Origin of the sequence: Selenomonas sp. oral taxon 138 str. F0429 (assembly GCF_000318175.2) — a bacterium.
GTDB lineage: Bacteria > Bacillota > Negativicutes > Selenomonadales > Selenomonadaceae > Centipeda > Centipeda timonae.
The window spans coordinates 133,976-154,660 of the sequence record NZ_KB290947.1 but is presented as its reverse complement, the minus strand read 5'-3'; the positions used below and the strand labels follow the sequence as shown (position 1 = coordinate 154,660).

24 protein-coding genes are annotated in these 20,685 nt (G+C 59.3%); all 24 read left to right on the top strand.

Going from position 1 to position 20,685, the window contains the following annotated elements; genetic code table 11:
- The first annotated feature begins 39 nt into the window (after positions 1-39).
- The 24 genes from acpS to flhB all read left to right on the top strand — a co-directional run bounded on the left by acpS (position 40) and on the right by flhB (position 20,567).
- Positions 40-417 (top strand): holo-ACP synthase, encoded by a 378-nt coding sequence (acpS, locus tag HMPREF9163_RS07720; protein ID WP_009441193.1) that lies wholly within the window; start codon positions 40-42, stop codon positions 415-417.
- Positions 414-1,970 (top strand): NAD(P)H-hydrate dehydratase, encoded by a 1,557-nt coding sequence (locus tag HMPREF9163_RS07715; protein ID WP_009441192.1) that lies wholly within the window; start codon positions 414-416, stop codon positions 1,968-1,970. Before acpS ends, HMPREF9163_RS07715 begins: the two co-directional genes overlap by 4 nt.
- A 112-nt stretch (positions 1,971-2,082) precedes the next feature.
- Positions 2,083-3,108: a branched-chain amino acid aminotransferase gene (locus tag HMPREF9163_RS07710; protein WP_009441191.1), complete on the top strand. Its 1,026-nt coding sequence runs from the start codon at positions 2,083-2,085 to the stop codon at positions 3,106-3,108.
- A 224-nt stretch (positions 3,109-3,332) separates the two neighbouring features.
- A complete protein-coding gene (gene cdaA, locus HMPREF9163_RS07705; protein WP_009441189.1) occupies positions 3,333-4,172 on the top strand; it encodes a diadenylate cyclase CdaA in 840 nt (279 codons plus the stop codon).
- A complete protein-coding gene (locus HMPREF9163_RS07700; RefSeq protein WP_009441188.1) occupies positions 4,169-5,101 on the top strand; it encodes a YbbR-like domain-containing protein in 933 nt (310 codons plus the stop codon). The genes cdaA and HMPREF9163_RS07700 overlap by 4 nt, the downstream gene beginning before the upstream one ends.
- Positions 5,098-6,693 (top strand): NAD(P)/FAD-dependent oxidoreductase, encoded by a 1,596-nt coding sequence (locus HMPREF9163_RS07695; RefSeq protein ID WP_009441187.1) that lies wholly within the window; start codon positions 5,098-5,100, stop codon positions 6,691-6,693. Before HMPREF9163_RS07700 ends, HMPREF9163_RS07695 begins: the two co-directional genes overlap by 4 nt.
- Before the next feature lie 33 nt (positions 6,694-6,726).
- Complete coding sequence (gene glmM / locus HMPREF9163_RS07690) at positions 6,727-8,082, top strand: phosphoglucosamine mutase (protein WP_009441186.1); 1,356 nt, start codon at positions 6,727-6,729, stop codon at positions 8,080-8,082.
- Complete coding sequence (locus tag HMPREF9163_RS07685) at positions 8,082-8,987, top strand: DMT family transporter (RefSeq protein ID WP_009441185.1); 906 nt, start codon at positions 8,082-8,084, stop codon at positions 8,985-8,987. The genes glmM and HMPREF9163_RS07685 overlap by 1 nt, the downstream gene beginning before the upstream one ends.
- On the top strand, positions 8,984-9,613 hold the full coding sequence (locus HMPREF9163_RS07680) for a hypothetical protein (RefSeq protein WP_009441184.1): 630 nt from the start codon (positions 8,984-8,986) through the stop codon (positions 9,611-9,613). The genes HMPREF9163_RS07685 and HMPREF9163_RS07680 overlap by 4 nt, the downstream gene beginning before the upstream one ends.
- Positions 9,614-9,627: 14 nt before the next feature.
- A complete protein-coding gene (locus HMPREF9163_RS07675) occupies positions 9,628-10,608 on the top strand; it encodes a PhoH family protein (RefSeq protein WP_037346639.1) in 981 nt (326 codons plus the stop codon).
- On the top strand, positions 10,598-11,059 hold the full coding sequence (gene ybeY / locus HMPREF9163_RS07670) for an rRNA maturation RNase YbeY (protein WP_009441182.1): 462 nt from the start codon (positions 10,598-10,600) through the stop codon (positions 11,057-11,059). Before HMPREF9163_RS07675 ends, ybeY begins: the two co-directional genes overlap by 11 nt.
- The gene (gene era, locus HMPREF9163_RS07665; RefSeq protein ID WP_009441181.1) at positions 11,056-11,952 is read left to right on the top strand and encodes a GTPase Era; all 897 of its coding nucleotides are present in this window, start codon (positions 11,056-11,058) and stop codon (positions 11,950-11,952) included. Before ybeY ends, era begins: the two co-directional genes overlap by 4 nt.
- 34 nt (positions 11,953-11,986) lie before the next feature.
- Positions 11,987-12,637 carry a DUF502 domain-containing protein gene (locus HMPREF9163_RS07660; RefSeq protein WP_157049435.1) on the top strand — a complete coding sequence of 217 codons (651 nt, stop codon included), beginning with the start codon at positions 11,987-11,989 and terminating at the stop codon, positions 12,635-12,637.
- Positions 12,638-13,369 carry a DNA repair protein RecO gene (recO, locus tag HMPREF9163_RS07655; protein WP_009441179.1) on the top strand — a complete coding sequence of 244 codons (732 nt, stop codon included), beginning with the start codon at positions 12,638-12,640 and terminating at the stop codon, positions 13,367-13,369.
- A gap of 149 nt (positions 13,370-13,518) precedes the next feature.
- Entirely contained in the window at positions 13,519-13,719 is a 201-nt protein-coding gene (locus tag HMPREF9163_RS07650; RefSeq protein WP_009441178.1) for a flagellar FlbD family protein, read from the top strand.
- A gap of 119 nt (positions 13,720-13,838) precedes the next feature.
- Positions 13,839-14,360 carry a flagellar basal body-associated protein FliL gene (gene fliL, locus HMPREF9163_RS07645; RefSeq protein WP_009441177.1) on the top strand — a complete coding sequence of 174 codons (522 nt, stop codon included), beginning with the start codon at positions 13,839-13,841 and terminating at the stop codon, positions 14,358-14,360.
- 39 nt (positions 14,361-14,399) lie between these two features.
- Positions 14,400-15,401: a flagellar motor switch protein FliM gene (gene fliM, locus HMPREF9163_RS07640; protein ID WP_009441176.1), complete on the top strand. Its 1,002-nt coding sequence runs from the start codon at positions 14,400-14,402 to the stop codon at positions 15,399-15,401.
- Positions 15,394-16,584: a flagellar motor switch phosphatase FliY gene (fliY, locus tag HMPREF9163_RS07635; RefSeq protein ID WP_009441175.1), complete on the top strand. Its 1,191-nt coding sequence runs from the start codon at positions 15,394-15,396 to the stop codon at positions 16,582-16,584. The genes fliM and fliY overlap by 8 nt, the downstream gene beginning before the upstream one ends.
- A gap of 157 nt (positions 16,585-16,741) precedes the next feature.
- Positions 16,742-17,104 (top strand): response regulator, encoded by a 363-nt coding sequence (locus tag HMPREF9163_RS07630; RefSeq protein ID WP_006307432.1) that lies wholly within the window; start codon positions 16,742-16,744, stop codon positions 17,102-17,104.
- Positions 17,104-17,616, top strand: a complete 513-nt coding sequence (locus HMPREF9163_RS07625) for a flagellar biosynthetic protein FliO (RefSeq protein ID WP_009441174.1) — start codon at positions 17,104-17,106, stop codon at positions 17,614-17,616. Before HMPREF9163_RS07630 ends, HMPREF9163_RS07625 begins: the two co-directional genes overlap by 1 nt.
- Before the next feature lie 34 nt (positions 17,617-17,650).
- Positions 17,651-18,400 (top strand): flagellar type III secretion system pore protein FliP, encoded by a 750-nt coding sequence (fliP, locus tag HMPREF9163_RS07620; RefSeq protein WP_009441173.1) that lies wholly within the window; start codon positions 17,651-17,653, stop codon positions 18,398-18,400.
- Between the two features lie 15 nt (positions 18,401-18,415).
- Positions 18,416-18,685, top strand: coding sequence for a flagellar biosynthesis protein FliQ (gene fliQ / locus HMPREF9163_RS07615; RefSeq protein WP_009441172.1), 270 nt, complete (start codon positions 18,416-18,418; stop codon positions 18,683-18,685).
- 15 nt (positions 18,686-18,700) lie between these two features.
- The gene (gene fliR, locus HMPREF9163_RS07610; RefSeq protein WP_009441171.1) at positions 18,701-19,483 is read left to right on the top strand and encodes a flagellar biosynthetic protein FliR; all 783 of its coding nucleotides are present in this window, start codon (positions 18,701-18,703) and stop codon (positions 19,481-19,483) included.
- A complete protein-coding gene (gene flhB, locus HMPREF9163_RS07605; RefSeq protein WP_009441170.1) occupies positions 19,446-20,567 on the top strand; it encodes a flagellar biosynthesis protein FlhB in 1,122 nt (373 codons plus the stop codon). Before fliR ends, flhB begins: the two co-directional genes overlap by 38 nt.
- The last annotated feature ends 118 nt before the right edge of the window (positions 20,568-20,685 follow it).

Sequence of the window (20,685 nt, the reverse complement as noted above, 5' to 3'; positions counted from 1 at the left end):
GCGCAATGGCTCCTTTTTGTATCATCAAGCGGAGGGCGTATGATTCTGGGCATCGGCAGCGACATTATCCATATTCCACGCGTCGCGCGTGCGATTGAGACCCCGCGCTTTCTCGAACGCGTCTACACGGCGCAGGAACGCGCCTACGCTGCATCACGGGGAAAGGGTATGGCGGCAAGTCTTGCCGCGCGATTTGCGGGCAAGGAGGCCGTGCTCAAGGCGTTTGGCACGGGGCTACGCGATGGGCAGATGCAGGATGTGGAGATCCTGCCTGATGCACTTGGTGCACCCACTGTGCACCTCAGTGGACATTTTGCGCGTCTTGCGGCAGATATGGGCGTAAAGCACGTGTGGATCACGCTCTCTCATGAGCGCGACTATGCGACGGCATATTGTATATTGGAGGGTCAGCGATGAATGTATCGTTTGCAGAGGATATGCGCCGAATTGATGAGTCTGTGGTAAAGGACTACGGTCTGCCCGCCATTGCTCTGATGGAGAATGCCGGGCGTCGGACGGCAGAGGAGGCCGCTGCGATGATTGGCGGCGCGGAGGATAAGACGTTCACTGTCTTTGCCGGCGGCGGCAACAATGGAGGGGATGCCTTTGCTGCGGCGCGCCATCTCATGAATATGGGCGCGCGGGTGAAGCTCTTCTTCACAGGAGAGGAAGAACGCCTGAGCGAGGCGGCGCGTGCGATGCATGATGCGCTGCGTGCAATGGGCGTGGAGATCCGTCCGCTCGTGAGTGATCGGGACTGGGATCGCCTGCGTGTCTCGCTGCGCTTTACCGATGCCGTCGTGGACGGCATCCTCGGTACGGGGACGCATGGTGAGCTGCGTAAGCCCGTTCTGCGTGTTATCGAGGAAATCAACGCTGCGGGAAGGCCTGTGATGGCGATCGATATCCCGAGCGGCGTGGAGGCGGATACAGGACGGATCGGCTCGCTCGCCGTGCGTGCAGATCGAACGCTCGCGCTCGGTCTGCCGAAGGTCGGGCATCTCCTTGGCGCAGGGGCAAACGCGGCGGGACAGCTGCTCGTGGATGATATCGGCATCCCCCGTGCTCTGCTCGAAGGGGAGGCGCTGCGCCAGTCGCTCATTACGCGTGAAGCCGCGGCGAAGCTCCTGCCCGCACGTGCGCGCGACGTGCACAAGGGCAGCTGCGGACGCATTCTCATGCTCGCGGGCTCGCTCGGGATGACGGGCGCAGCGGCACTTGCGGCGGAGGCGGCGCTGCGCATCGGGGCGGGGCTGGTGACCCTCGCCGTGCCCGAGCGCCTCTATCCCGTACTCGCGGCGAAGCTGACGGAGGTCATGGTAGTCCCTATTCCGGATGCGGGAACGGGATATTTCGGCGGGATGAAGGCACTCGAGGCCGCCCTTTCGCTCGCACAGAATATGGATACCGTACTCATCGGGCCGGGGCTTGGGCGCAAGGCGGAGACGAGTGAATTTGTGCGCCTCTTTGCGGCGGATGTCAAGGTACCGCTCGTGATGGATGCGGATGCAATCGCAGCGTTCCAAGGACATCTCGACGCGCTGCGCGATCTGCCGCAGGTGCCGATCCTGACGCCGCATCTCGGAGAGTTTGCGGCGCTCATGGGCAAGACGGTGGACGCGGTCGAGGATGATTTGCTCGGCGTGGTGCGCGAGGCTGCGCGCGCATATCAGGCGGTCTTCGTGGTGAAGAGCGCGTGTACGGTCGTCGTCTATCCCGACGGGGATGCGTTCTTTACGACTTGCGGCAACGCAGGCATGGCGACGGCGGGGGCGGGGGATGTTCTCGCAGGCACGATCGCGGGTCTGATGCGGCAGATGGAGAGCGGGATGACGCCGATTGTTGGCGTGTATGCACACGGGCGCGCGGGTGATCTCGCGTATGAGTACAACGGCAACGGTCTTGTGGCAGGTGATATTCTGGAGCTTCTGCCGCGTGCGTTGAAGGAGCTGACGAATACAACGGTATGAGTTTACGGAGCAAGTCCCATGTGAATGCTTCGTACTGAGACATTACGTCGTTGACAAGTGCGTATCATCGTACTATGATAGGACTACATTTTTGTAGGAAAGAGGCAGAGTTATGGCAAGAGCGGATATTGACTGGGGAAATCTGGGGTTTGCGTACCGCGCGCTGCCCGAGCGGTATGTGTCGAACTATGCGGACGGTGCGTGGGATGCGGGCGGACTCACGTCCGAGTCGACGGTGACGATTAGTGAGTGTGCGGGCATTCTGCACTACTGTCAGGAGGTCTTCGAGGGGCTGAAGGCGTATGAGACGGTGGACGGTCATATTGTGACGTTCCGCCCCGATCTCAATGCGGCGCGTATGTACGCGTCGGCGGCGTATCTCGAGATGCCGTCGTTCCCCGAGGAGCGCTTCGTCGAGGCGGTGGATGCGGTGGTCACGGCGAATCGTGATTATGTGCCGCCGTATGGCTCGGATGCCTCGCTCTATCTGCGTCCCCTCATCTTCGCAACGGGCGAGGTGATCGGTGTAAAGCCGGCGGATGCCTACCAGTTCCGTCTCTTTGCAACGCCCGTGGGGCCGTATTTCAAGGGCGGGGCAAAGCCGGTGCGCCTCTGCGTGAGCGATTTCGACCGCGCGGCGCCGCACGGTACGGGGCACATCAAGGCGGGGCTGAACTATGCGATGAGTCTGCATGCCTATATGGTGGCGCATGCGGCGGGCTTTGATGAGAATATGTTCCTCGATGCTGCAACGCGCACGTATGTCGAGGAGACGGGCGGCGCGAACTTCCTCTTCGTGACGAAGGACGGCACGGTCGTGACACCAAAGTCGGATTCGATTCTTCCGTCGATCACGCGTCGCTCGCTCGTTTATATTGCGGAGCATATCCTCGGCATGAAGGTGGAGGAGCGTCCCGTCGCATTTGCGGAGCTGCGCGACTTTGCCGAGGGCGGACTCTGCGGAACGGCGGCCGTGATCTCACCGATCGGTTCGGTGACGCACGGCGATGATGTGATCGCATTCCCGAGTGGCATGGAGCATATGGGATCTGTCTTGCAGAAGCTCTATGACACGCTGCGCGGTATTCAGCTCGGCACGGTGGAAGCACCCGAGGGCTGGATTCGCAAGATCCGCTGAGGCAGATAATGATTTCGTTCTCTTTGCAAGGGGATTCCGATGCGTTCGGAATCCTTTTGACGGAGGACGAAATTTTTTTTGAAAGAGTGGGACAGGTCACAAGGATTTTCGATATTCAGAGAGAAATTCTAACATAGTGGCAGTGCGCGCGTGGGAAGCGCATCACTGCCTGCGGGGATGTATCAGACGACATACAAAGGGAAGCGTTTGCCTTGGGGGTTCTTATGCCGCTTGATTTTACGGTGCCGACGCAGTTTCGAGGCATCCTATCGACGATTACGCCGTTGGATATTCTCGATATTCTGATTGTGGCGTTCATTCTCTACCGCGTCTACGTCATGCTCGAGGACACGCGCGCGATCACGCTCGCAAAGGGCATTCTCGTGCTGCTTGGCGTGACGGTGATCGCGAGCTATTTCGAACTGCATGTGATCTCGTGGCTCCTGCAGAAGTCCGTGACCCTGCTCTTTGTTGCGCTGCCGATTGTGTTCCAACCGGAACTGCGACGCGCGCTCGAGCATCTGGGGCAGGGGCGTTTTTTCCGTGCGGGCGGACTCCTCGACGATGAGGAGGCGCAGAGCACGATCCGTGAGATCCGCAACGCTGTGAAGATCCTCTCAGCGAACAAGATCGGTGCACTGCTCGTCATTGAGCGCAATATGGGGCTGAACGACATCAGCGCGACGGGCATACAGATCGACGGACTCATTACATCGGACTTCCTGATGAATGTCTTCATCCCAAATACGCCGCTGCATGACGGCGCGGCGGTGATCCGTGGGAAGCGTCTCATCGCGGCGGGCTGCCTCCTGCCGCTGACGGAAAACCGCAGCCTCTCGACGGAGCTCGGGACGCGTCACCGCGCTGCGATCGGACTCTCGGAGCAGTGCGACGCGCTCGTCGTCGTGGTGAGTGAGGAGACGGGGACGATCTCGATTGCGGAGAACGGGCGCATCCACCGTCATCTGGATGGGGATGAGCTGACCCATATCCTGACACCCGCTTTTGCCTATAACTCACGTTCGTCCATTTGGGAACTCGTTCGGAGCTGGAGGAAGAAATGATGACAAGGCTTCGGAGTATTGTGCAGCATAATCTGCCCGTGAAGATTGCGGCGGTCATTGTGGCGATTGTGCTCTGGCTCTATGTGATGAACGATCAGAACCCCGCGATTGACGGCAACTATACGGTGCCTGTGACGATTGAGAATGCGCCGGATGGCTATCTGATGAATGCCGCTGTGGACACGGTGACGATCCGCGTGCGCGGACCGCGCTCCCTCTTTGTCGCGGCAGACCGCAACGATTTCCATGCGCACATGAACCTCGCCGACTTCACAGAGGGGGACAAAGAGTACACTGTGGAAACGGCGATTCCGTATGGCTTTGAGCTCGTGAGTGTTTCGCCGGATAAGATTACAGTGAACCTTGACCGGCTGATTCAGAAGACGTTCAAGGCTGAGCTGACACTCAGTGGCTCGCCCGCGACGGGCTTTACGGTGGATAAGATTGCGCAGGAAAGCGAAGCCGCGACGGTGGAGGGACCGCGCAGCCTCGTGAATCAGGTTGTGCACATTGTGGGGCACATCAATCTGAACGGGCAGTCGAGTAACTATACGTCAAATGTGACGCTCTTTGCACTGAATGCCGATGGCCGTGAGGTCTCGGGGATCGCGCTGACACCGTCCTCTATGGAGGTGACGGTGAATCTTGCACGCGGCCTCTCGCGCAAGGTGGTCGAGGTGCAGGCAAAGGCACAGAGCGATCTCCCGCCGCAGCTGAAGCTCGAGGGCATCACGGTGGAACCCGCACGCATCGAGATTGCGGGTGCGGAGGATGTGATCAGAAAGATCACGAGCATCGGAACCGAGGAATTCTCTCTCTCTCATGTGCGCGAGACGGAGAAGCGCCAGGTGAAGCTTGCACTGCCCGAGGGCGTGACGGTTGCAGACCCGAATGTGACGGTGGAAATTAAAGTTGGAGCAATGCAATGATTCGCGTGAAAAATCTGCGCGTTCCCTATGACAGCACGCGGACGCTCGCGGAGATCGCAGCGGACCGCCTCAAGCAATCACCCTGTGCCGTGCACGGGGTGATTGTCGTTCATAAGGCTCTGGATGCGCGGCGTAGGCGCGGCGCGCCGATTCTGTGGATCTATACCCTCGATGTTGCGGTGGAGGAGGAGCGCACGGTGCTCTCGCGACTGAGGCGCGATAAAGAAGTCATGCCTGTACCCGCCGATCCGCCGCTGATGATCCCGCGCGTCGGGTGCAGCAGCACACGTCCCGTCGTCGTGGGATTCGGCCCTGCGGGGATTTTCGCTGCGTGGGCGCTCGCGCGCGCGGGCTGTGCACCGCTCGTGCTTGAGCGTGGGCAGGATGTCGATCGGCGTACGGCGGATGTTGCGCGTTTCTGGCAGGGGGGGGCGCTTGACCCTGCATCGAATGTGCAGTTCGGCGAGGGCGGCGCAGGGACGTTCTCGGACGGGAAGCTGACGGCGCGCAGCAATGACCCGCGCATGCGCGAGATCATCGAGGCATTTGTCGCGGCGGGCGCGCCCGAGGAGATCCGATATCTCCAAAAGCCGCATATCGGGACGGATGTGCTGCGCCGCGTGGTGAAGAATCTGCGCAGCGAGATCATTCGCATGGGCGGCGAGGTGCGCTTCAGCGCGCAGGTGACGGGCGTGGAGCTGTGTGCAGGACGGCTCGCGGCGCTCGTTGTGAACGATACGGAGCGGATTTCCGCCGATGCCGCCTTCTTCGGCATAGGGCACTCGGCGCGCGATACGTACGCTATGTTGCATGAGGTGGGGCTTATGATGGAGGCAAAGGCATTCGCCGTCGGTGTGCGTATCGAGCACGCGCAGACGTTCATCGACCGTATGCAGTACGGCGCGGCGGCGGGCAGTCCGCGGCTCCCCGTCGCGGACTACGCGATGACGTACCGCGACGAGGCGGGCGGGCGTGGCGTGTACTCATTCTGTATGTGTCCCGGCGGCATGGTGGTCGCGGCGGCATCTGAGGAGGGACGGCTCGTGACGAACGGGATGAGCAACTATCGCCGCAACTCGGGTGTGGCGAACAGTGCCCTGCTTGTGCAGGTCAGCCCCTCGGATTGGGGCGGGGATGTACTCGGCGGCATCCGCTTCCAGCGGGAACTCGAGGAACGTGCCTATCGCCTTGGCGGCGGGGATTACTGTGCGCCCGTGCAGTCCGTTGGCGATTTCTGTGCGGGGCGGACGGGCACCCGGGACTTTGCCGTTACGCCGACCTATGCGCCCGGTGTGCGCGCCGCCGATCTGCGCGCGCTGCTGCCTCCTGCGTGCACGGCATCCCTTACGCGTGCGCTTACATTTTGGGAGGAGCGCGTGCCGGGGTTCGGGGCTGCCGATGTGCCGATGACGGGCGTGGAGTCACGTTCGTCCGCGCCCTGCCGCATCCTGCGCGATGCGGAGACGATGGCATCGGTCTCGACGGCGGGGCTGTATCCGATCGGTGAAGGTGCGGGCTATGCGGGCGGCATTATGAGCGCGGCGCTCGACGGGCTGAAAGCTGCGCTTGCATTTTTGGGAAAGATACAGTAGATTATAGAGACAATATAGTATAGGGGGCTGTTCATGGTGAGACTTTTTGGTACGGACGGCGTGCGCGGTGAGGCAAATACAGAGCTGACGCCGGAGCTGGCATATCATCTCGGGCGCGCGGCGACGCTCTATTTCGGCGCGCAGTCGGAGGTGCGCCCGCGCATCTTGATCGGACGCGATACGCGCATCTCGGGCGAGATGTTCGAGGCGGCGCTCACGTCGGGCATTTGCTCAGCTGGCGGCGTTGCACTCCTCGCGGGTGTCGTTCCGACGCCTGCGGTCGCCTATCTCGCGCGTGAGCACAGGATGCAGGCAGGCATTGTGATTTCCGCCTCACACAATCCGTTTCCCGACAACGGGATCAAGTTCTTCGGCGGGGACGGCTACAAGCTGCCCGATGCCGTGGAGGATGAGCTCGAGGCACTTGTGCGCCGCCTGCAGACGAATGACGATGCAGCGCGCCCGACGGGCAAGGCGATCGGGATCGTGGAGTACCGCGACGATCTCCTTAATCAGTATATCGACTACGTGGTGAGCACATGCACGGAGCGGTTCGACGGCATGAAGATCGTGCTCGACTGCGCGAACGGCGCTGCCTATGAGGCGATGCCGAAGGTGCTGCGCCGCCTCGGCGCCGAGGTGAAGGTCATCCATGCGCTCCCGAACGGCGTGAACATCAACGACGGCTGCGGCTCGACCCACCTCGAGTCCCTGCGGCGCACTGTGCTCGAACGCGGCGCGGACATCGGCATTGCGCACGATGGGGACGCAGACCGCTGCCTCTGCCTCGATGAGACGGGCGCGCTGATCGACGGCGATCACATCCTCGTTGCCTGCGCCTCGGAGATGATTCGCGCGGGGCGTCTGCCGCACAAGACGGTCGTGACGACGGTGATGGCGAATATCGGCTTCCACAAGGCAATCGCAGAGCTGGGCGGGCGCGTCGACGTGACGGCGGTCGGCGACCGTTATGTGCTCGAGTCCATGCGCGCGAACGGCTACAGCATCGGCGGCGAGCAGTCGGGGCATATCATCTTTGCCGAGCATGCGACGACGGGCGACGGGCTCATCACGGCGCTGCAGGTGCTCGCGGCGCTGCGCCGCAGCGGAAAGAAGGCGTCGGAGCTGAACGCGATGATGACGACCTACCCGCAGCTCCTCGTCAATGTCCGCGTGAAGACGAAGGCGGGCTGGGAGGAGAATCCCGCGATCCGCGCTGCGATCGAGGAGGGCGAGCGCGTGCTCGGCAGTGACGGGCGCGTGCTCGTGCGCCCCTCGGGCACGGAGCCGCTCATCCGCGTGATGGCGGAGGGCAGCGATCAGGCGCAGCTCGAGGAGGTCTGCGGCGCGATCGTCGAGGTTGTGAAGCGGGAGCAGGGTGAGGCGTAATGTCTCATCTCTCCGCCGTTCTTCTCGTCCTGCTCGCAGGGACGATGTGGGCGGCGAGCGGCACGGCGGCGCAGCATTTCTACACGCAGTCCGCGCATGTCCCCATCGAGCTGACGCAGGTGCGGCTCTTCATCTCGAGTTCGCTCTTCTTCCTGCTCTCGTGGTGGAGCGGCGGACTGCGGCGCGGCATCCGATTCCTGAGGCGTGATCCGCGTCTGCTTGTGCAGCTGGCGATCCACGGCATTCTCGGGATCATGATTGTCCAGTACTCCTATTTCATGGGGATTGCGGAGGGCGATGCGGCGGCGACGACTGTCATCGGCTATACGAGTCCCGCGATGATGATCCTCTATCTCGCCGTGCGCTGGCGGCGTCTGCCGTCGACAGCGGAGGCGGGGACGGTCATCGTGGCGGTGGCGGGGGTGTTTCTCCTCGTGACGGGCGGCGATATCGGGCGTCTCTCCGTGCCGATGTCCTGCATCGTTTGGAGCCTCATCTCAGGAGCGACCTTCACCTTTGCCATGCTCTATCCCGTGCGGCTGCTGCGTCTCTTTGACCGTTTCTTTCTGCTCGCCGTCTGCATGCTGATCGGTGGCATTTCGCTCCTGCCGATGACGCAGGCAATCGCCGATGTCGGATCTTTTTTTACGACGGGGACGTGGCTCGATCTCCTCGTCATCATTGGCTTTGGGACGATTGTCGCGTTCTTTGCGTTCAACCTCGGGCTGCGTTGGCTGAGTCCTGAGGAGACGGCGATCACGGCGACAATCGAGCCCGTGGCAAGCGTCATCTTTGCATGGCTCATCTTTGATACACATTTTGTCATGATGCAGATCGTTGGGATCGTGCTCGTCATTGCGGCGATTTTGACGCCGAATGTGCTGCGGAAATGGGGGTACACATGAAGATTCCCCTGCGCTATCAGATGTCGGAGTACGACTGTGGGCCGACGGCGCTGCTCAATGCGGTGAGCTATCTCTTCCCGCGCCGTGAGGTGCCGCCCGAGATCATCCGCAGCGTCATGCTCTACACCTTGGATTGCTACGGCATGGACGGGACGGCGTGCAAGGCGGGGACGTCGCGCATGGCGATGATGTATCTCGCGAACTGGCTCGAGGGCTTTTCTCGCGCGACGAAGTTCCCGCTCACCTGTCAGTACATCTCGGGGCGCGCGGTGCACATCGGCGCGCACAGCTATATCAACGACGCGCTTGTACGCGGCGGTGCTGCGGTCGTGCGCCTCTTCTACGAGGTCGAGCACTATGCGCTGCTCACGGGTGCGTCCGAGGGGCACATCTATCTTTTCGATCCCTACTATCTCGCGGAGGCGGAGCCGGAGTTCGTGCAGGAGGGCATTGCGGTGACGCTCGCGCATCCGCATAGCTACAACCGCATCGTGCCCTTTGATGTGTTCAACCGCGAGACACAGGAGCTCTATGCGTTCGGTGCGGTGGACAGCCGTGAGGCGGTGCTGCTCTTTGACGAGCGGACGAGGCGGACGGCAGACGATACGATCGAGTATTTTATTTGACGGGAGGTTTGTTCTTGCAGGAGACGACGGAGACGATTGAGTTCAGGGATATGCACGAGGCGGCGGCGCTCCTCGGGGAGCGAGACACGCTGCTACAGTGCATGCAGGAGGTCTTTGCCTGTCGCATCGTGAGCCGGGGCACGGCGCTCGCCGTGACGGGGGCGGAGGAGGATGTCGCCGCCGCGCGCGTGCTCATACAGGAACTGCTCTTCTATCACAGGCAGGGCGCGAAGCTGACGACGCATGAGGTGAACTACGGCGCGCAGCTCGTGCGGGCGGGGCGCGTGGAGGAACTGCACTCCCTTTTTGCCGAGGTGCTGCTTGTGACGGCAAAGGGCAAGGAGGTGCGCGCAAAGACGCTCGGACAGCGCGACTACCTTGCGAAGATCCGACGCAATGCCGTGACCCTCGGCGTCGGCCCTGCGGGCACGGGCAAGACCTATCTCGCGGTCGTGATGGCAGTCGCGGCTCTGCGCAACCGCGAGGTGAGCCGCATCATCCTGACGCGTCCCGCCGTGGAGGCGGGCGAGCACCTCGGCTTCCTGCCCGGCGATCTGACGGAGAAGATCAATCCATACCTGCGGCCGCTCTACGACGCCCTGCAGGACATCCTCGGCGCGGAGGCGTATCAGAAGATGATGAGCCGCCAGTTGATCGAGGTTGCGCCGCTTGCCTACATTCGCGGGCGCACGCTCGAGGACGCCTTCATCATCCTCGACGAGGCGCAGAATACGACGGGCGCGCAGATGAAGATGTTCCTCACGCGCCTCGGCTTCGGCTCGCGCATGGTGGTGACGGGCGATCTCGAGCAGGTCGATCTGCCGCGCGGCACGGTGTCGGGGCTGAAGCAGGCGTGCCAGATTCTAAAGGGTGTGCGGGGCGTCGGCATTGTGCGGCTTGAGCCTGTGGACATCATCCGTCACGAGGTCGTGACACGCATTGTCGAGGCATACGGCGCGTGGGAGAAGAAGCGGGGACAAAAGTATGGAGATTGAGATTCGGACGGAGCCGGAGGAACTGCCCGTCTCCGAGGAGGAGCGGGCGGCGGTGCGCCGCGCGATTGAGACGGTCGGACGCCTCTACGGGGCGGAGGGCGCCGAGGTGAGCGTAACACTCACGGACGACGCGCACATCCACGTCATCAACAGGGAATATCGCAATGTCGACCGTCCGACGGATGTCATCTCCTTTGCCCTCATGGAGAGCGAGGAGCCCGAGATTATCGGCGGTGGGGAACATGAAGTGCTCGGCGATCTCATCATATCGCTCGAGCGCATGCGGGCACAGGCGGCGGAGTACGGGCATACGGAGCTGCGCGAACTCTCCTTTCTCACGGTGCACGGGATGCTGCACCTCCTCGGCTACGACCACATGGAGGCGGAGGAACGGCTCGAGATGGAGGAGGAGCAGCGCGCGGTCATGGAGGAACTGGGGATCACACGATGAATGCACATAAATCGGGCTTCGCCGCCGTGATCGGGCGGCCAAATGTCGGCAAATCCACGCTGATCAACGCGCTCATCGGGCAGAAAATCGCCATCATGAGCGACAAGCCGCAGACGACGCGCAGCCGCATCCTCTGCATCTTGACGGAGGAGGACGCACAGATCATCTTCCTCGACACGCCGGGCGTACACAAGCCGAAGCACAAGCTTGGCGACTATATGGCAAAGGCGACGGAGGGGGCTCTGCACGGCGTCGATGTCGTCGTCTTTGTCGTGGACGTGACGGAGAAGATGGGCGCGGGCGAGCAGTATATCCTAAAGCAGCTAGCAAATGTGCGCGTGCCCGTCCTACTCGCCGTGAACAAGGTGGACTGCATCCCACGCGAGGAGAGTCTGCCCGTCATTGCAAACTATGCAAAGGCATACGACTTCGCGGGCATTGTGCCGATCTCGGCGCGCGAGGGGGAGAACCTGGACGGGCTGCTCGTGGAGATCAAAAAACATCTGCCCGAGGGACCGCAGTACTATCCCGCCGATATGGTGACGGATCAGCCCGAGCGCCTCATCATCGCTGAGCTCGTGCGCGAGAAGGTGCTCGAGCTGACGCGTGACGAGATCCCGCACGCGGTCGCCGTTGACATCGAGGAGATGACGACGCGCGCGAAGGGCGATGTCTACATCCGCGCTGTGATCTACGTCGAGCGCGAATCGCAGAAGGGCATTGTCATCGGTGCGCGCGGAGCACTCCTTAGGACGATCGGACAGCGTGCGCGCGCGGATGTGGAGACGCTGCTTGGGGCGAAGGTCTATCTTGACCTCTGGGTCAAGACGCGCAAGGACTGGCGTAATCGGGCAAATGCCCTGCGGGAGTTTGGGTTTTATGAAACCGATTGAAGAAACGGCGGTCATGACACCATCCTTTGATCAGATGTATCAGCGGGAACTGAATCGCATGTCACGCCGCTTTGTCAATGGGCTGCTCGTCCTCGTGCCCGTCATCATTACCCTGCTCGTCATCGAGTGGACGCTGCGCTTCACTGAGGGCGTGCTCGGGCAGTATCTGCCCTTCTACTTCCCAGGAATGGGCATCATCACGCTCGTCCTCGTCATCTACGCCGTCGGCTGGGCATCAACAAACTGGGCGATCGCAAAGTTGATCTCATTTGGAGAAAATATGATGGGCACGATTCCGTTTGTGAAGTTCATCTACACGAGCGTGAAGCGCCTCTCGGAAGCCGTGCTTGACTCGAGCAGCAACTTCAAGCGCGTCGTCCACGTGCCCTATCAGGGCGCGCGTGCGCTCGGCTTCGTCATGGCGGATCTGCCGCCGCGTTTCCAGCAGGCGATGGGCGGCGGTTACGTCTGCGTCTTCGTCCCGTGGAGCCTCAATATGACCTCGGGGACGACGCTGCTCGTCAAGGAGGAGGACGCGGTGACGATCGACATCCCGAAGGAGGAGGCCCTGCAGTACATGCTGACAGCGGGCGCCGTCATGCCGCTTGCCGAAGAGAAAAAGAAGGGCGCATCGAAAAATCCGGAGAACCGCCTCGCTGACGATGGGCAGAAGGCGGAAGGGTAGATGGCACTCTACGGAACAGAGGGCATCGTGCTCGGTGCGCGCAGCTGGGGCGAGGCAGACAAGGTCATGACGATCTTCACGCGCGAGCGCGGTCTCGTGCGTGCCGCCGCATTCGGCTGCCGCCGCCCGCGGAGTCCCCTTGCGGGTGCGATGCAGATGTTCGTGCACGCCGAGCTGCAATTTGCCGAGGGCGGACGCCTCGAGACAGTCAAGACGGCGAGCGTGCGTGCTCATCACGCAAAGCTCTCACTCGACCTCACAGCACTTGCCTATGCGACCTTTGTCGCGGAGGTGATCCGCGAATTTATGCCAGAGGGCATCACGGACGAAGCGTTCTTTGACCGACTCTCTGCGATCCTGACGGCATTCGAGACACGCAATCCGCGCGTCACGGCGCTCGCCGCCGTCTTGCAGACACTTGCCGCAGCCGGACTGCAGCAGAGCTATGAGCGCTGCTTGCACTGCGGTGTCCTGATCGAGGGGGACGCTTTCTTCCACACACGGGAGAACGGAGTCCTCTGTGCGGACTGCCGCACAGAGGACAGTGCAGATTTTTCGGAGGAGCTGCGCCTGCTCCTCATCTCACTCGAACAGCTTGACTGGGCGCACCCGCCGAGCCTGCAGCTGCGTGGCGGAACCCTGATGGCTGCAGAGTCTCTCGTGCTCGCGCACGTGCAGGATCTTGTCGGTCACCCCCTGCGTTCACTGTCGTTTTTAGCCCAGCTCGGATAATTTTTTTGAAAAATTTAAGGCATGATGAAAAAATAACCTGAAAAAAAAGGAAAAGTAAAGATGATGGCGAAAATATATCAGGTAATCATTTGTGTATAGTTTTTGCTGTGCGCAAAAAATGAGAGAGGGAACGGAGGGGAAAGCCTGTCATGATCATGCTGACGAAGTTCAACTCCAAGACGAACAAAAAAGGTGAGTTTGTCCTCAATGCAGAGATCATCGAGAGCATTGAGGAAACGCCGGATACTGTAATAACGCTTACCAACGGGAAAAAGCTGATCGTCGAGGAGCCGATGGAGGAGATTGTGCGACGCACGATCAAGTATCGTCGCGCGCTTCATCAAAATTAGTTGGCGAATTTCCATTCCTTTGGTATAATGGGGGGAACAGTGTTCCTCTACGTGGCAAGGGAGTGCCCGGGTGTGGAGCCCCTGTGGCTTCGTGGTCATTTTTAGGGAGGGAGTAACTCATGGCGGAGGAAAAGGAAGAACAGGCGGCTGAGCAGCCAAAGCAGAAATCACCCATGCTCATGATGGTCGTGGTGGTCATCGTGGCAGTACTTGTCGCAGTGGCGGCAGCCGGGGGCATCTCGTACTACATCTTCTCACAGGCGGAGTCACCGTCGCATTCGGAGGATGGCAGCGGGGGCAAATCGAATCACGATCCCGGGGTGTTTTACAAGCTTGGCGACCCGAAGGAAGGCATTCTCGTCAATGTCGGCGGCGGACGCTCCGGCAAGTTCCTCAAGGCGGGCATCGTTCTGGAGCTCAACCCCGGCAAGTCGGATAATGTTGTGGACGGCAAGGTCGGTTCGGTCGCGGAGACGAAGATCCTCGATACGACGATGCAGTTCCTGCGTGCTGCACCGCTGGAGGAGTTTGACGCATCCAAGCAGGATGCGCTCAAGAAGCAGCTGAAGGATGCGCTCAACGAGCGTCTGGGACAAGGCTCTGTTTATGATGTTTACATCACGAGCTTCCTGCTGCAGTAAGTAACATGAACCACTGCACAAAGGGAAGGGGGAAGAGTCTTGGCTGAGGACGTACTGTCTCAATCCGAAATAGATAAGCTGCTCTCAGCACTTTCGGACGGCTCGGTTTCCGCCGAGGAAGTCAAGGCGGAAGAAGAGGAACGCAAGGTCAAGGTCTATGACTTTAAGCGCCCGGATCGGTTCTCTAAGGATCAGATCCGCACGCTGTTCATGCTCCATGAGACCTTTTCGCGTCTCCTGAACACCTATCTGTCGGCGAGTCTGCGCACGATGGTCGATATCGAGGTTTTGTCGGTCGAGCAGATGACCTATCAGGAATTTGTTCAGTCGATGGGGAATCCGTCCGTGATCGGCATACTTGCACTTCCGCCGCTCAAGGGCAATATCATCATCGAGGTCGGTACGGATCTGGCGTTTGCCTACATCGACCGCGTTTTTGGCGGCGAGGGAAAAAGCGGCCTCAAGTCGCGTGCCCTGACGGATATTGAGACGGCGGTCATGCGTCGCTTCATCGACACGGTCACCAATTACTTTAGGGAAGCGTGGAGCAACGTGGTGGAGTTCCGTCCGAACTTCGAGACGATGGAAACGAATCCGCAGTTTGCGCAGATCGTCCCGCCCAGCGATATGGTCGTGCTCGTCACGATTCACATCAAGATGGGCGATGTCGACGGCATGATGAACATCTGCATTCCCTATCTGGTGCTCGAGCCGGTCATGTCGAAGCTCACCACGTCGTTCTGGGTGGCGTCCTCTGTGGACAAGGAGAGCTCGCCCGAGCAGGTGGCGGAGCTCCAACGCAAGATTGAGCGGACATGGGTGCCGTTCTCAGTGGAACTCGGCACGGTCGACATTACGATCCACGAGTTCCTGACGCTCGGCTTCGGCGATGTGCTGCAGCTCGACACGCTGGCACAGGATGAGCTCGTCTGCTACGTTGGGTCGAATGCGAAGTTCCGCGCACATCCGGGTACCGCCGGAAAGCGAATGGCTGTGCAAATATCCGGCATTATAGAAGGAGATGACGACGCGAATGAGTGATGAAATGATCTCGCAGGAGGAGATTGATGCCCTCCTGAGCGGTGGAGCGGGCGGCGGCGATGATGCGCCTGCCGATGACGCTGCGCCTGCTGCCGACTCGTCTTCTGAAGAGGATGATGCCGGCATTACAGACCTGGAACGCGATGCGCTCGGGGAGATCGGCAATATCTCGATGGGGGGCGCTGCAACGACCCTCTCCGTCCTGCTTGGACGCAAGGTATCGATCACGACCCCGACGGTCTCCGTATCCAATCTGCGCAAGCTGAAGGAAAAGTATCCCGTGCCCTTCCTCGTTGTCGAGGTGGGCTACAGCATCGGCATTGAGGGCAACAACGTCCTCTGCATTCAGGCGAAGGATGCCGCGATCATCGCCGATCTCATGATGGGCAATGACGGCACGAATCCCGATCAGGAGCTGAGCGAGCTCCACATGAGCGCGGTCAGCGAATGTATGAACCAGATGATGGGCAGCGTTGCAACCTCGCTCTCGTCGATGTTTAATAAAAAGGTGGATATTACTCCCCCGGTGGTCACGCTGGTTGACCTTGGGACAGAGGAAGTGGTGTCCAAGCTGCTGGACAAGGTCGACCCGATCATCCAGGCGTCCTTCCGCATGGAGGTGGACGGTCTCATCGACAGTGAGATCATGCAGCTCCTGCCGCTCGACGTCGCAAAGGATATGGTCGACGCGTTGATGAATCAGCAGCCGGATGTCGACAACGAGGAAGAAGCCGTTGTGGCAGCGGCTGCACCGCCTCCGCCTGCAGCGCCCGCTGCAGCTCCGGCAGCAGCGGCGCCGGCAGCAGCTGCACCTGCAAACTATGGATATGGAGCACCGCCTATGCAGTCACATGTAGCATCCAATGTGCCGGTACAGTCGGCGCAGTTCACACCGCTCAGCGCTACGCCGGTACAGGTCAACGACGCCAATATCGGTCTGATCCTCGACGTTCCGCTTCAGGTCAATGTCGAGCTTGGGCGGACGAAGAAGTCCATCAAGGACATTCTCGACCTGACGAAGGGCTCCATTGTGGAGCTGGATAAACTTGCCGGCGAGCCCGTGGACATCATGGTCAACGGCAAGTACCTCGCGAAGGGGGAGGTTGTCGTCATCGACGAGAACTTCGGCGTTCGCATTACGGAGATTGTCAGCCCGCTGGAGCGCGCTGCACGCCTCCAGTAGCGGAAGGAATATGGTTCTTTTGGGACTGGTGTAGAAAATCCTTGTCACAGAGGGCAGATTTCGTTATAATGAGTAACGATAAAAATGCACATGATTTCTATGTGTTTTGTGCCCTTTGGAATAGGGATGTTCTGTCGGATTAAGGAGAGATGAGAAAATGGCAACTCGCGTTCTGATCGTTGATGATGCAGCTTTTATGCGAATGATGGTGAAGGACATCCTCTCGAAGAACGGCTATGAAATCGTTGGCGAAGCTGAGAATGGCATGAAGGCTCTCGAGAAGTATCAGGAGCTGAAGCCGGATCTCGTGACGATGGACATTACGATGCCGGAGATGGATGGCATCACCGCTGTCAAGGAGATCAAGAAGGTCGATCCCGCTGCAAAGGTTGTTATGTGCAGCGCGATGGGACAGCAGGCAATGGTTATCGAGGCCATTCAGGCAGGCGCGCGCGACTTCATCGTGAAGCCGTTCCAGGCGGATCGCGTGCTGGAGGCCATTCGCAAAGCCGTCGGCTGATGAACAAACGGATATTTTCACTGTCCCTGCTGATCGGATGGCTCCTACTTTTCTTGTGCATGGGAGACGTGTCTGCCGCAGGTGAGACGGGCGGTGGATATTTAGCCGGATATGAAGAGGCTGACCCGCGCCCGTCGGCCGTATCATGGTGGTCGACGGTCGCCTATGTGGTCAGCCTTTTTGCTGTCTTTGCGTTCGTGGTCATCCTCGCCTACTTCGCAGCGCGTGCCTTTGGAAAGAACTCCATGCAGAGGCTTGCGGCACGCGGGGGACAGATCTATCTACAACTGCCGCTCGGGCAGAACCGCTCGGTCTGTGTCGTAGAGCTCTTTGGGCGCGTCTTTGTGCTGGGCGTCACCGATGCGAATATCCATCTGATCACAGAGATTGACGATCCGGAGACGGTGGACGAGATTCGCAGTTCGGCACCCGCAGGGGGCGGCGTCTTTCAGGAGCAGTTCGGCTCTCTGTCGGATTTTGTTCAAAAAATACCACCGCTTTTCCGAAAGTGAAGGCGGGGGAGAGAAATGGGGGGGGGGGACAGGATTGGGGCGCAAATTGCTTGTTTTGGGAGGCGCGGCGCTCCTCCTGATGGGCGCGGGACATGCGAGCGCAGCACCCTTGATTCCGACGCTTAGTGTCGGTGTGGGGACGTCGGAGAATCCGCAGGATGTTGCAACGACGATGCAGCTGCTTGCGGTTCTGACCATTATTTCACTGGCACCTGCGATTCTCGTCATGACGACCTCCTTCGTTCGTATTGTGGTCGTCATCGGCTTCCTGCGCAACGCGCTCTCAACGCAGAACGTACCGCCGAATCAGGTCGTCATCGCGCTCTCGCTCTTCCTGTCGTTTTACATCATGGCACCCTATTGGGGGCAGGCGAATGAGAACGGGATACAGCCCTATCTCGCCGGGCAGATCTCGCAGGAGCAGGCGCTTGACAATATCGTTGAACCGATGCGTGAGTTCATGTTCCGCCAGACGCGAGAATCCGATCTCGCGCTCTTTGTCAATCTTTCGGAAGCCCCCCGACCGGAGGGACCCGAGGATGTATCAACATTTACGCTCATTCCGGCATTCATCATCAGCGAGTTGAAGACGGCGTTTCAGATCGGCTTCATGATCTACATCCCTTTCATTGTCATCGATATGATTGTCGCGAGTACGCTGATGTCGATGGGTATGATGATGCTGCCGCCGGTGATGATTTCCCTGCCGTTCAAGATCCTCTTGTTTGTCATGGTCGACGGGTGGCATCTCCTGATCCAGTCGCTCATCATGAGTTTCCGTTAGCGGGGGAGGCGTGCGATGTCCGGAGATTTGGTCATCCAGCTTGCCCAGGAGGCGCTCTTCATCGTCCTTCTGGTCTCTGCCCCCATGCTGGGACTTGGACTGATTGTCGGTCTTTTGGTGGCGGTCTTTCAGGCGACCACCTCGATTCAGGAGCAGACACTGGCATTCATCCCAAAGATCATTGCAGTCTTTGTTGCAATCCTGATCTTTGGCCCGTGGATGCTGCGCATCATGGTCGAGTATGTGACGAATGTGTTTGTCAACCTGCCGATCTATCTGCGCTGAAGGGGGCGGCAGTGCATGGATTTGTATGAGCTGCTGCAGGGGCATATCGCAGCATTTTTGCTCTCGCTCACGCGGATTAGTGGTATCTTTCTCATATCGCCGTTCTTCGGCAGTATGAATATCTCGGCATATTTCCGCGTCGGCTTGGCGCTTGCAATAACGGTTGTGCTCTTTCCCATGATCGACGGATTGGGGACGCCCGCGGCGCCCGAGAGCATCATCATGTTTGCCGTCGCCGCGATCGGAGAACTTTTCATTGGATGGCTGATCGGCTTTGTGGCATACATCTCCTTCGCCGCCATTACGATGGCAGGCAAGGTCATGGATATGCAGGTGGGCTTTGCCATTGTCAATGTTGTGGATCCGACTTCCGGTCAGCAGATACCGCTCATCGGAAGTTTTCTTTATAATCTGGCGATCATCATCCTGCTCGTGACAAATGGGCATCATATGATACTGGCCGCGCTTACGGAGAGCTTCCGCGTTGTACCGATTGCGGGGATCGAGCCGAATATCTCGATTGCGCTCCTCATGGCGAATTTCGTCAGCGGCATTTTCCTCACGGGGATGAAGATCGCGATGCCGATCACCTTCGCGATCCTGCTCACGAATGTGGGGTTGGGCATCCTCGCGCGCACGATGCCGCAGATGAACATCTTCGTCGTGGGCATTCCGATGCAGCTGATGATTGGCATCACTGTCCTGTCGATGATCATTCCGTTCTATGTCTTATTCCTGGATGTGCTGTTTCATGAAATGTATGGAAATATATCACTTGCGGTACGCGCCCTCCAATAGCGCGCCGTTCGTCTTTGATCTCCAGCGTTTCGCGGGGGAAAAGACAGAGGAACCAACGGCGAAGAAGCGCGCCGACGCGCGCAAGAAGGGGCAGGTCGGACGCAGCCAGGAAGTCAACAGCGCATTCGTGCTGCTCATTGGCTTCTTTGGACTCAAGCTGCTGTGGGATTCGATCTATGTATCGATTGCAACCTATACAACCTATGTGTTCAGCAATCTGAACCAGACAGTGGACACGGAGAACATCCTCCGCATCTTCATCGGAATCGTCATCGTCCTCGCCAAGACTGCGTTTCCGATCATGATCTTCATCATGATTATCGGACTTGCGGTCAACTTCTTCCAGGTGGGGTTGAATTTCAACACGGAGTCCATCGAGTTCAAGCTGGACAAGCTCAACCCCATCAACGGGTTCGGTCGCATCTTCTCGAAGCGCTCCCTCGTGGAGCTGGCGAAGTCCATCTTCAAGATCATCGTCATCGGCTTCTTCCTCTACCGTTTCATCCACGAACAGATCCTTGCGATGCCGCAGTTCATGTTCTTTGACCTGACGACGAGCCTTGCGCTCGTTGCGGAGATCATCTTCCAGATGGCGTTCATCGTCATTGGCGTCATCATGGTTATGGCGTTCATGGACTACGGCTACCAGAAATGGCAGACGACGCAGGATCTCAAGATGTCGAAGCAGGAAGTCAAGGACGAGATGAAGCAGACGGAAGGTGATCCGCAGATCAAGGGCAAGATTCGTCAGAAGCAGCGGCAGATGGCGATGGCGCGCATGATGAAGGAAGTCCCGAAGGCGGATGTCATCATTACAAACCCGACACACTACGCTGTAGCGCTCTCCTATGAACAGGGCATGGTTGCGCCGACGGTCATTGCCAAAGGGCAGGATCTCGTTGCGCAGCGCATCAAGGAGATCGGACGTGAGGCACGTGTGCCGATCATCGAGAACAAGCCGCTTGCACGCACGCTCTACGCCGCCGTGCAGGTCGGCGACAGTGTGCCGCAGGAGCTCTATCAGGCGGTCGCTGAGGTGCTCGCGTACGTCTATCGACTGAAACACGCGCGGCGTGGTGCATGAGAAAACGGGCAATTTCTCTAATCCATGACGAAAGTCTTATTAAATATTTGACGTACTTGCGATATTTGGTATAATATTTAGGGGACGAATAAATATTTGTCTTCGTAGGGAATGAGGG

Coding starts and splice junctions, on each gene's coding strand:
- acpS (WP_009441193.1), top strand. CDS start 40: ATGATTCTGGGCATCGGCAGCGACATTATCCATATTCCACGCGTCGCG.
- HMPREF9163_RS07715 (WP_009441192.1), top strand. CDS start 414: ATGAATGTATCGTTTGCAGAGGATATGCGCCGAATTGATGAGTCTGTG.
- HMPREF9163_RS07710 (WP_009441191.1), top strand. CDS start 2,083: ATGGCAAGAGCGGATATTGACTGGGGAAATCTGGGGTTTGCGTACCGC.
- cdaA (WP_009441189.1), top strand. CDS start 3,333: ATGCCGCTTGATTTTACGGTGCCGACGCAGTTTCGAGGCATCCTATCG.
- HMPREF9163_RS07700 (WP_009441188.1), top strand. CDS start 4,169: ATGATGACAAGGCTTCGGAGTATTGTGCAGCATAATCTGCCCGTGAAG.
- HMPREF9163_RS07695 (WP_009441187.1), top strand. CDS start 5,098: ATGATTCGCGTGAAAAATCTGCGCGTTCCCTATGACAGCACGCGGACG.
- glmM (WP_009441186.1), top strand. CDS start 6,727: ATGGTGAGACTTTTTGGTACGGACGGCGTGCGCGGTGAGGCAAATACA.
- HMPREF9163_RS07685 (WP_009441185.1), top strand. CDS start 8,082: ATGTCTCATCTCTCCGCCGTTCTTCTCGTCCTGCTCGCAGGGACGATG.
- HMPREF9163_RS07680 (WP_009441184.1), top strand. CDS start 8,984: ATGAAGATTCCCCTGCGCTATCAGATGTCGGAGTACGACTGTGGGCCG.
- ybeY (WP_009441182.1), top strand. CDS start 10,598: ATGGAGATTGAGATTCGGACGGAGCCGGAGGAACTGCCCGTCTCCGAG.
- era (WP_009441181.1), top strand. CDS start 11,056: ATGAATGCACATAAATCGGGCTTCGCCGCCGTGATCGGGCGGCCAAAT.
- HMPREF9163_RS07660 (WP_157049435.1), top strand. CDS start 11,987: ATGTATCAGCGGGAACTGAATCGCATGTCACGCCGCTTTGTCAATGGG.
- recO (WP_009441179.1), top strand. CDS start 12,638: ATGGCACTCTACGGAACAGAGGGCATCGTGCTCGGTGCGCGCAGCTGG.
- HMPREF9163_RS07650 (WP_009441178.1), top strand. CDS start 13,519: ATGATCATGCTGACGAAGTTCAACTCCAAGACGAACAAAAAAGGTGAG.
- fliL (WP_009441177.1), top strand. CDS start 13,839: ATGGCGGAGGAAAAGGAAGAACAGGCGGCTGAGCAGCCAAAGCAGAAA.
- fliY (WP_009441175.1), top strand. CDS start 15,394: ATGAGTGATGAAATGATCTCGCAGGAGGAGATTGATGCCCTCCTGAGC.
- HMPREF9163_RS07630 (WP_006307432.1), top strand. CDS start 16,742: ATGGCAACTCGCGTTCTGATCGTTGATGATGCAGCTTTTATGCGAATG.
- HMPREF9163_RS07625 (WP_009441174.1), top strand. CDS start 17,104: ATGAACAAACGGATATTTTCACTGTCCCTGCTGATCGGATGGCTCCTA.
- fliQ (WP_009441172.1), top strand. CDS start 18,416: ATGTCCGGAGATTTGGTCATCCAGCTTGCCCAGGAGGCGCTCTTCATC.
- fliR (WP_009441171.1), top strand. CDS start 18,701: ATGGATTTGTATGAGCTGCTGCAGGGGCATATCGCAGCATTTTTGCTC.
- flhB (WP_009441170.1), top strand. CDS start 19,446: ATGGAAATATATCACTTGCGGTACGCGCCCTCCAATAGCGCGCCGTTC.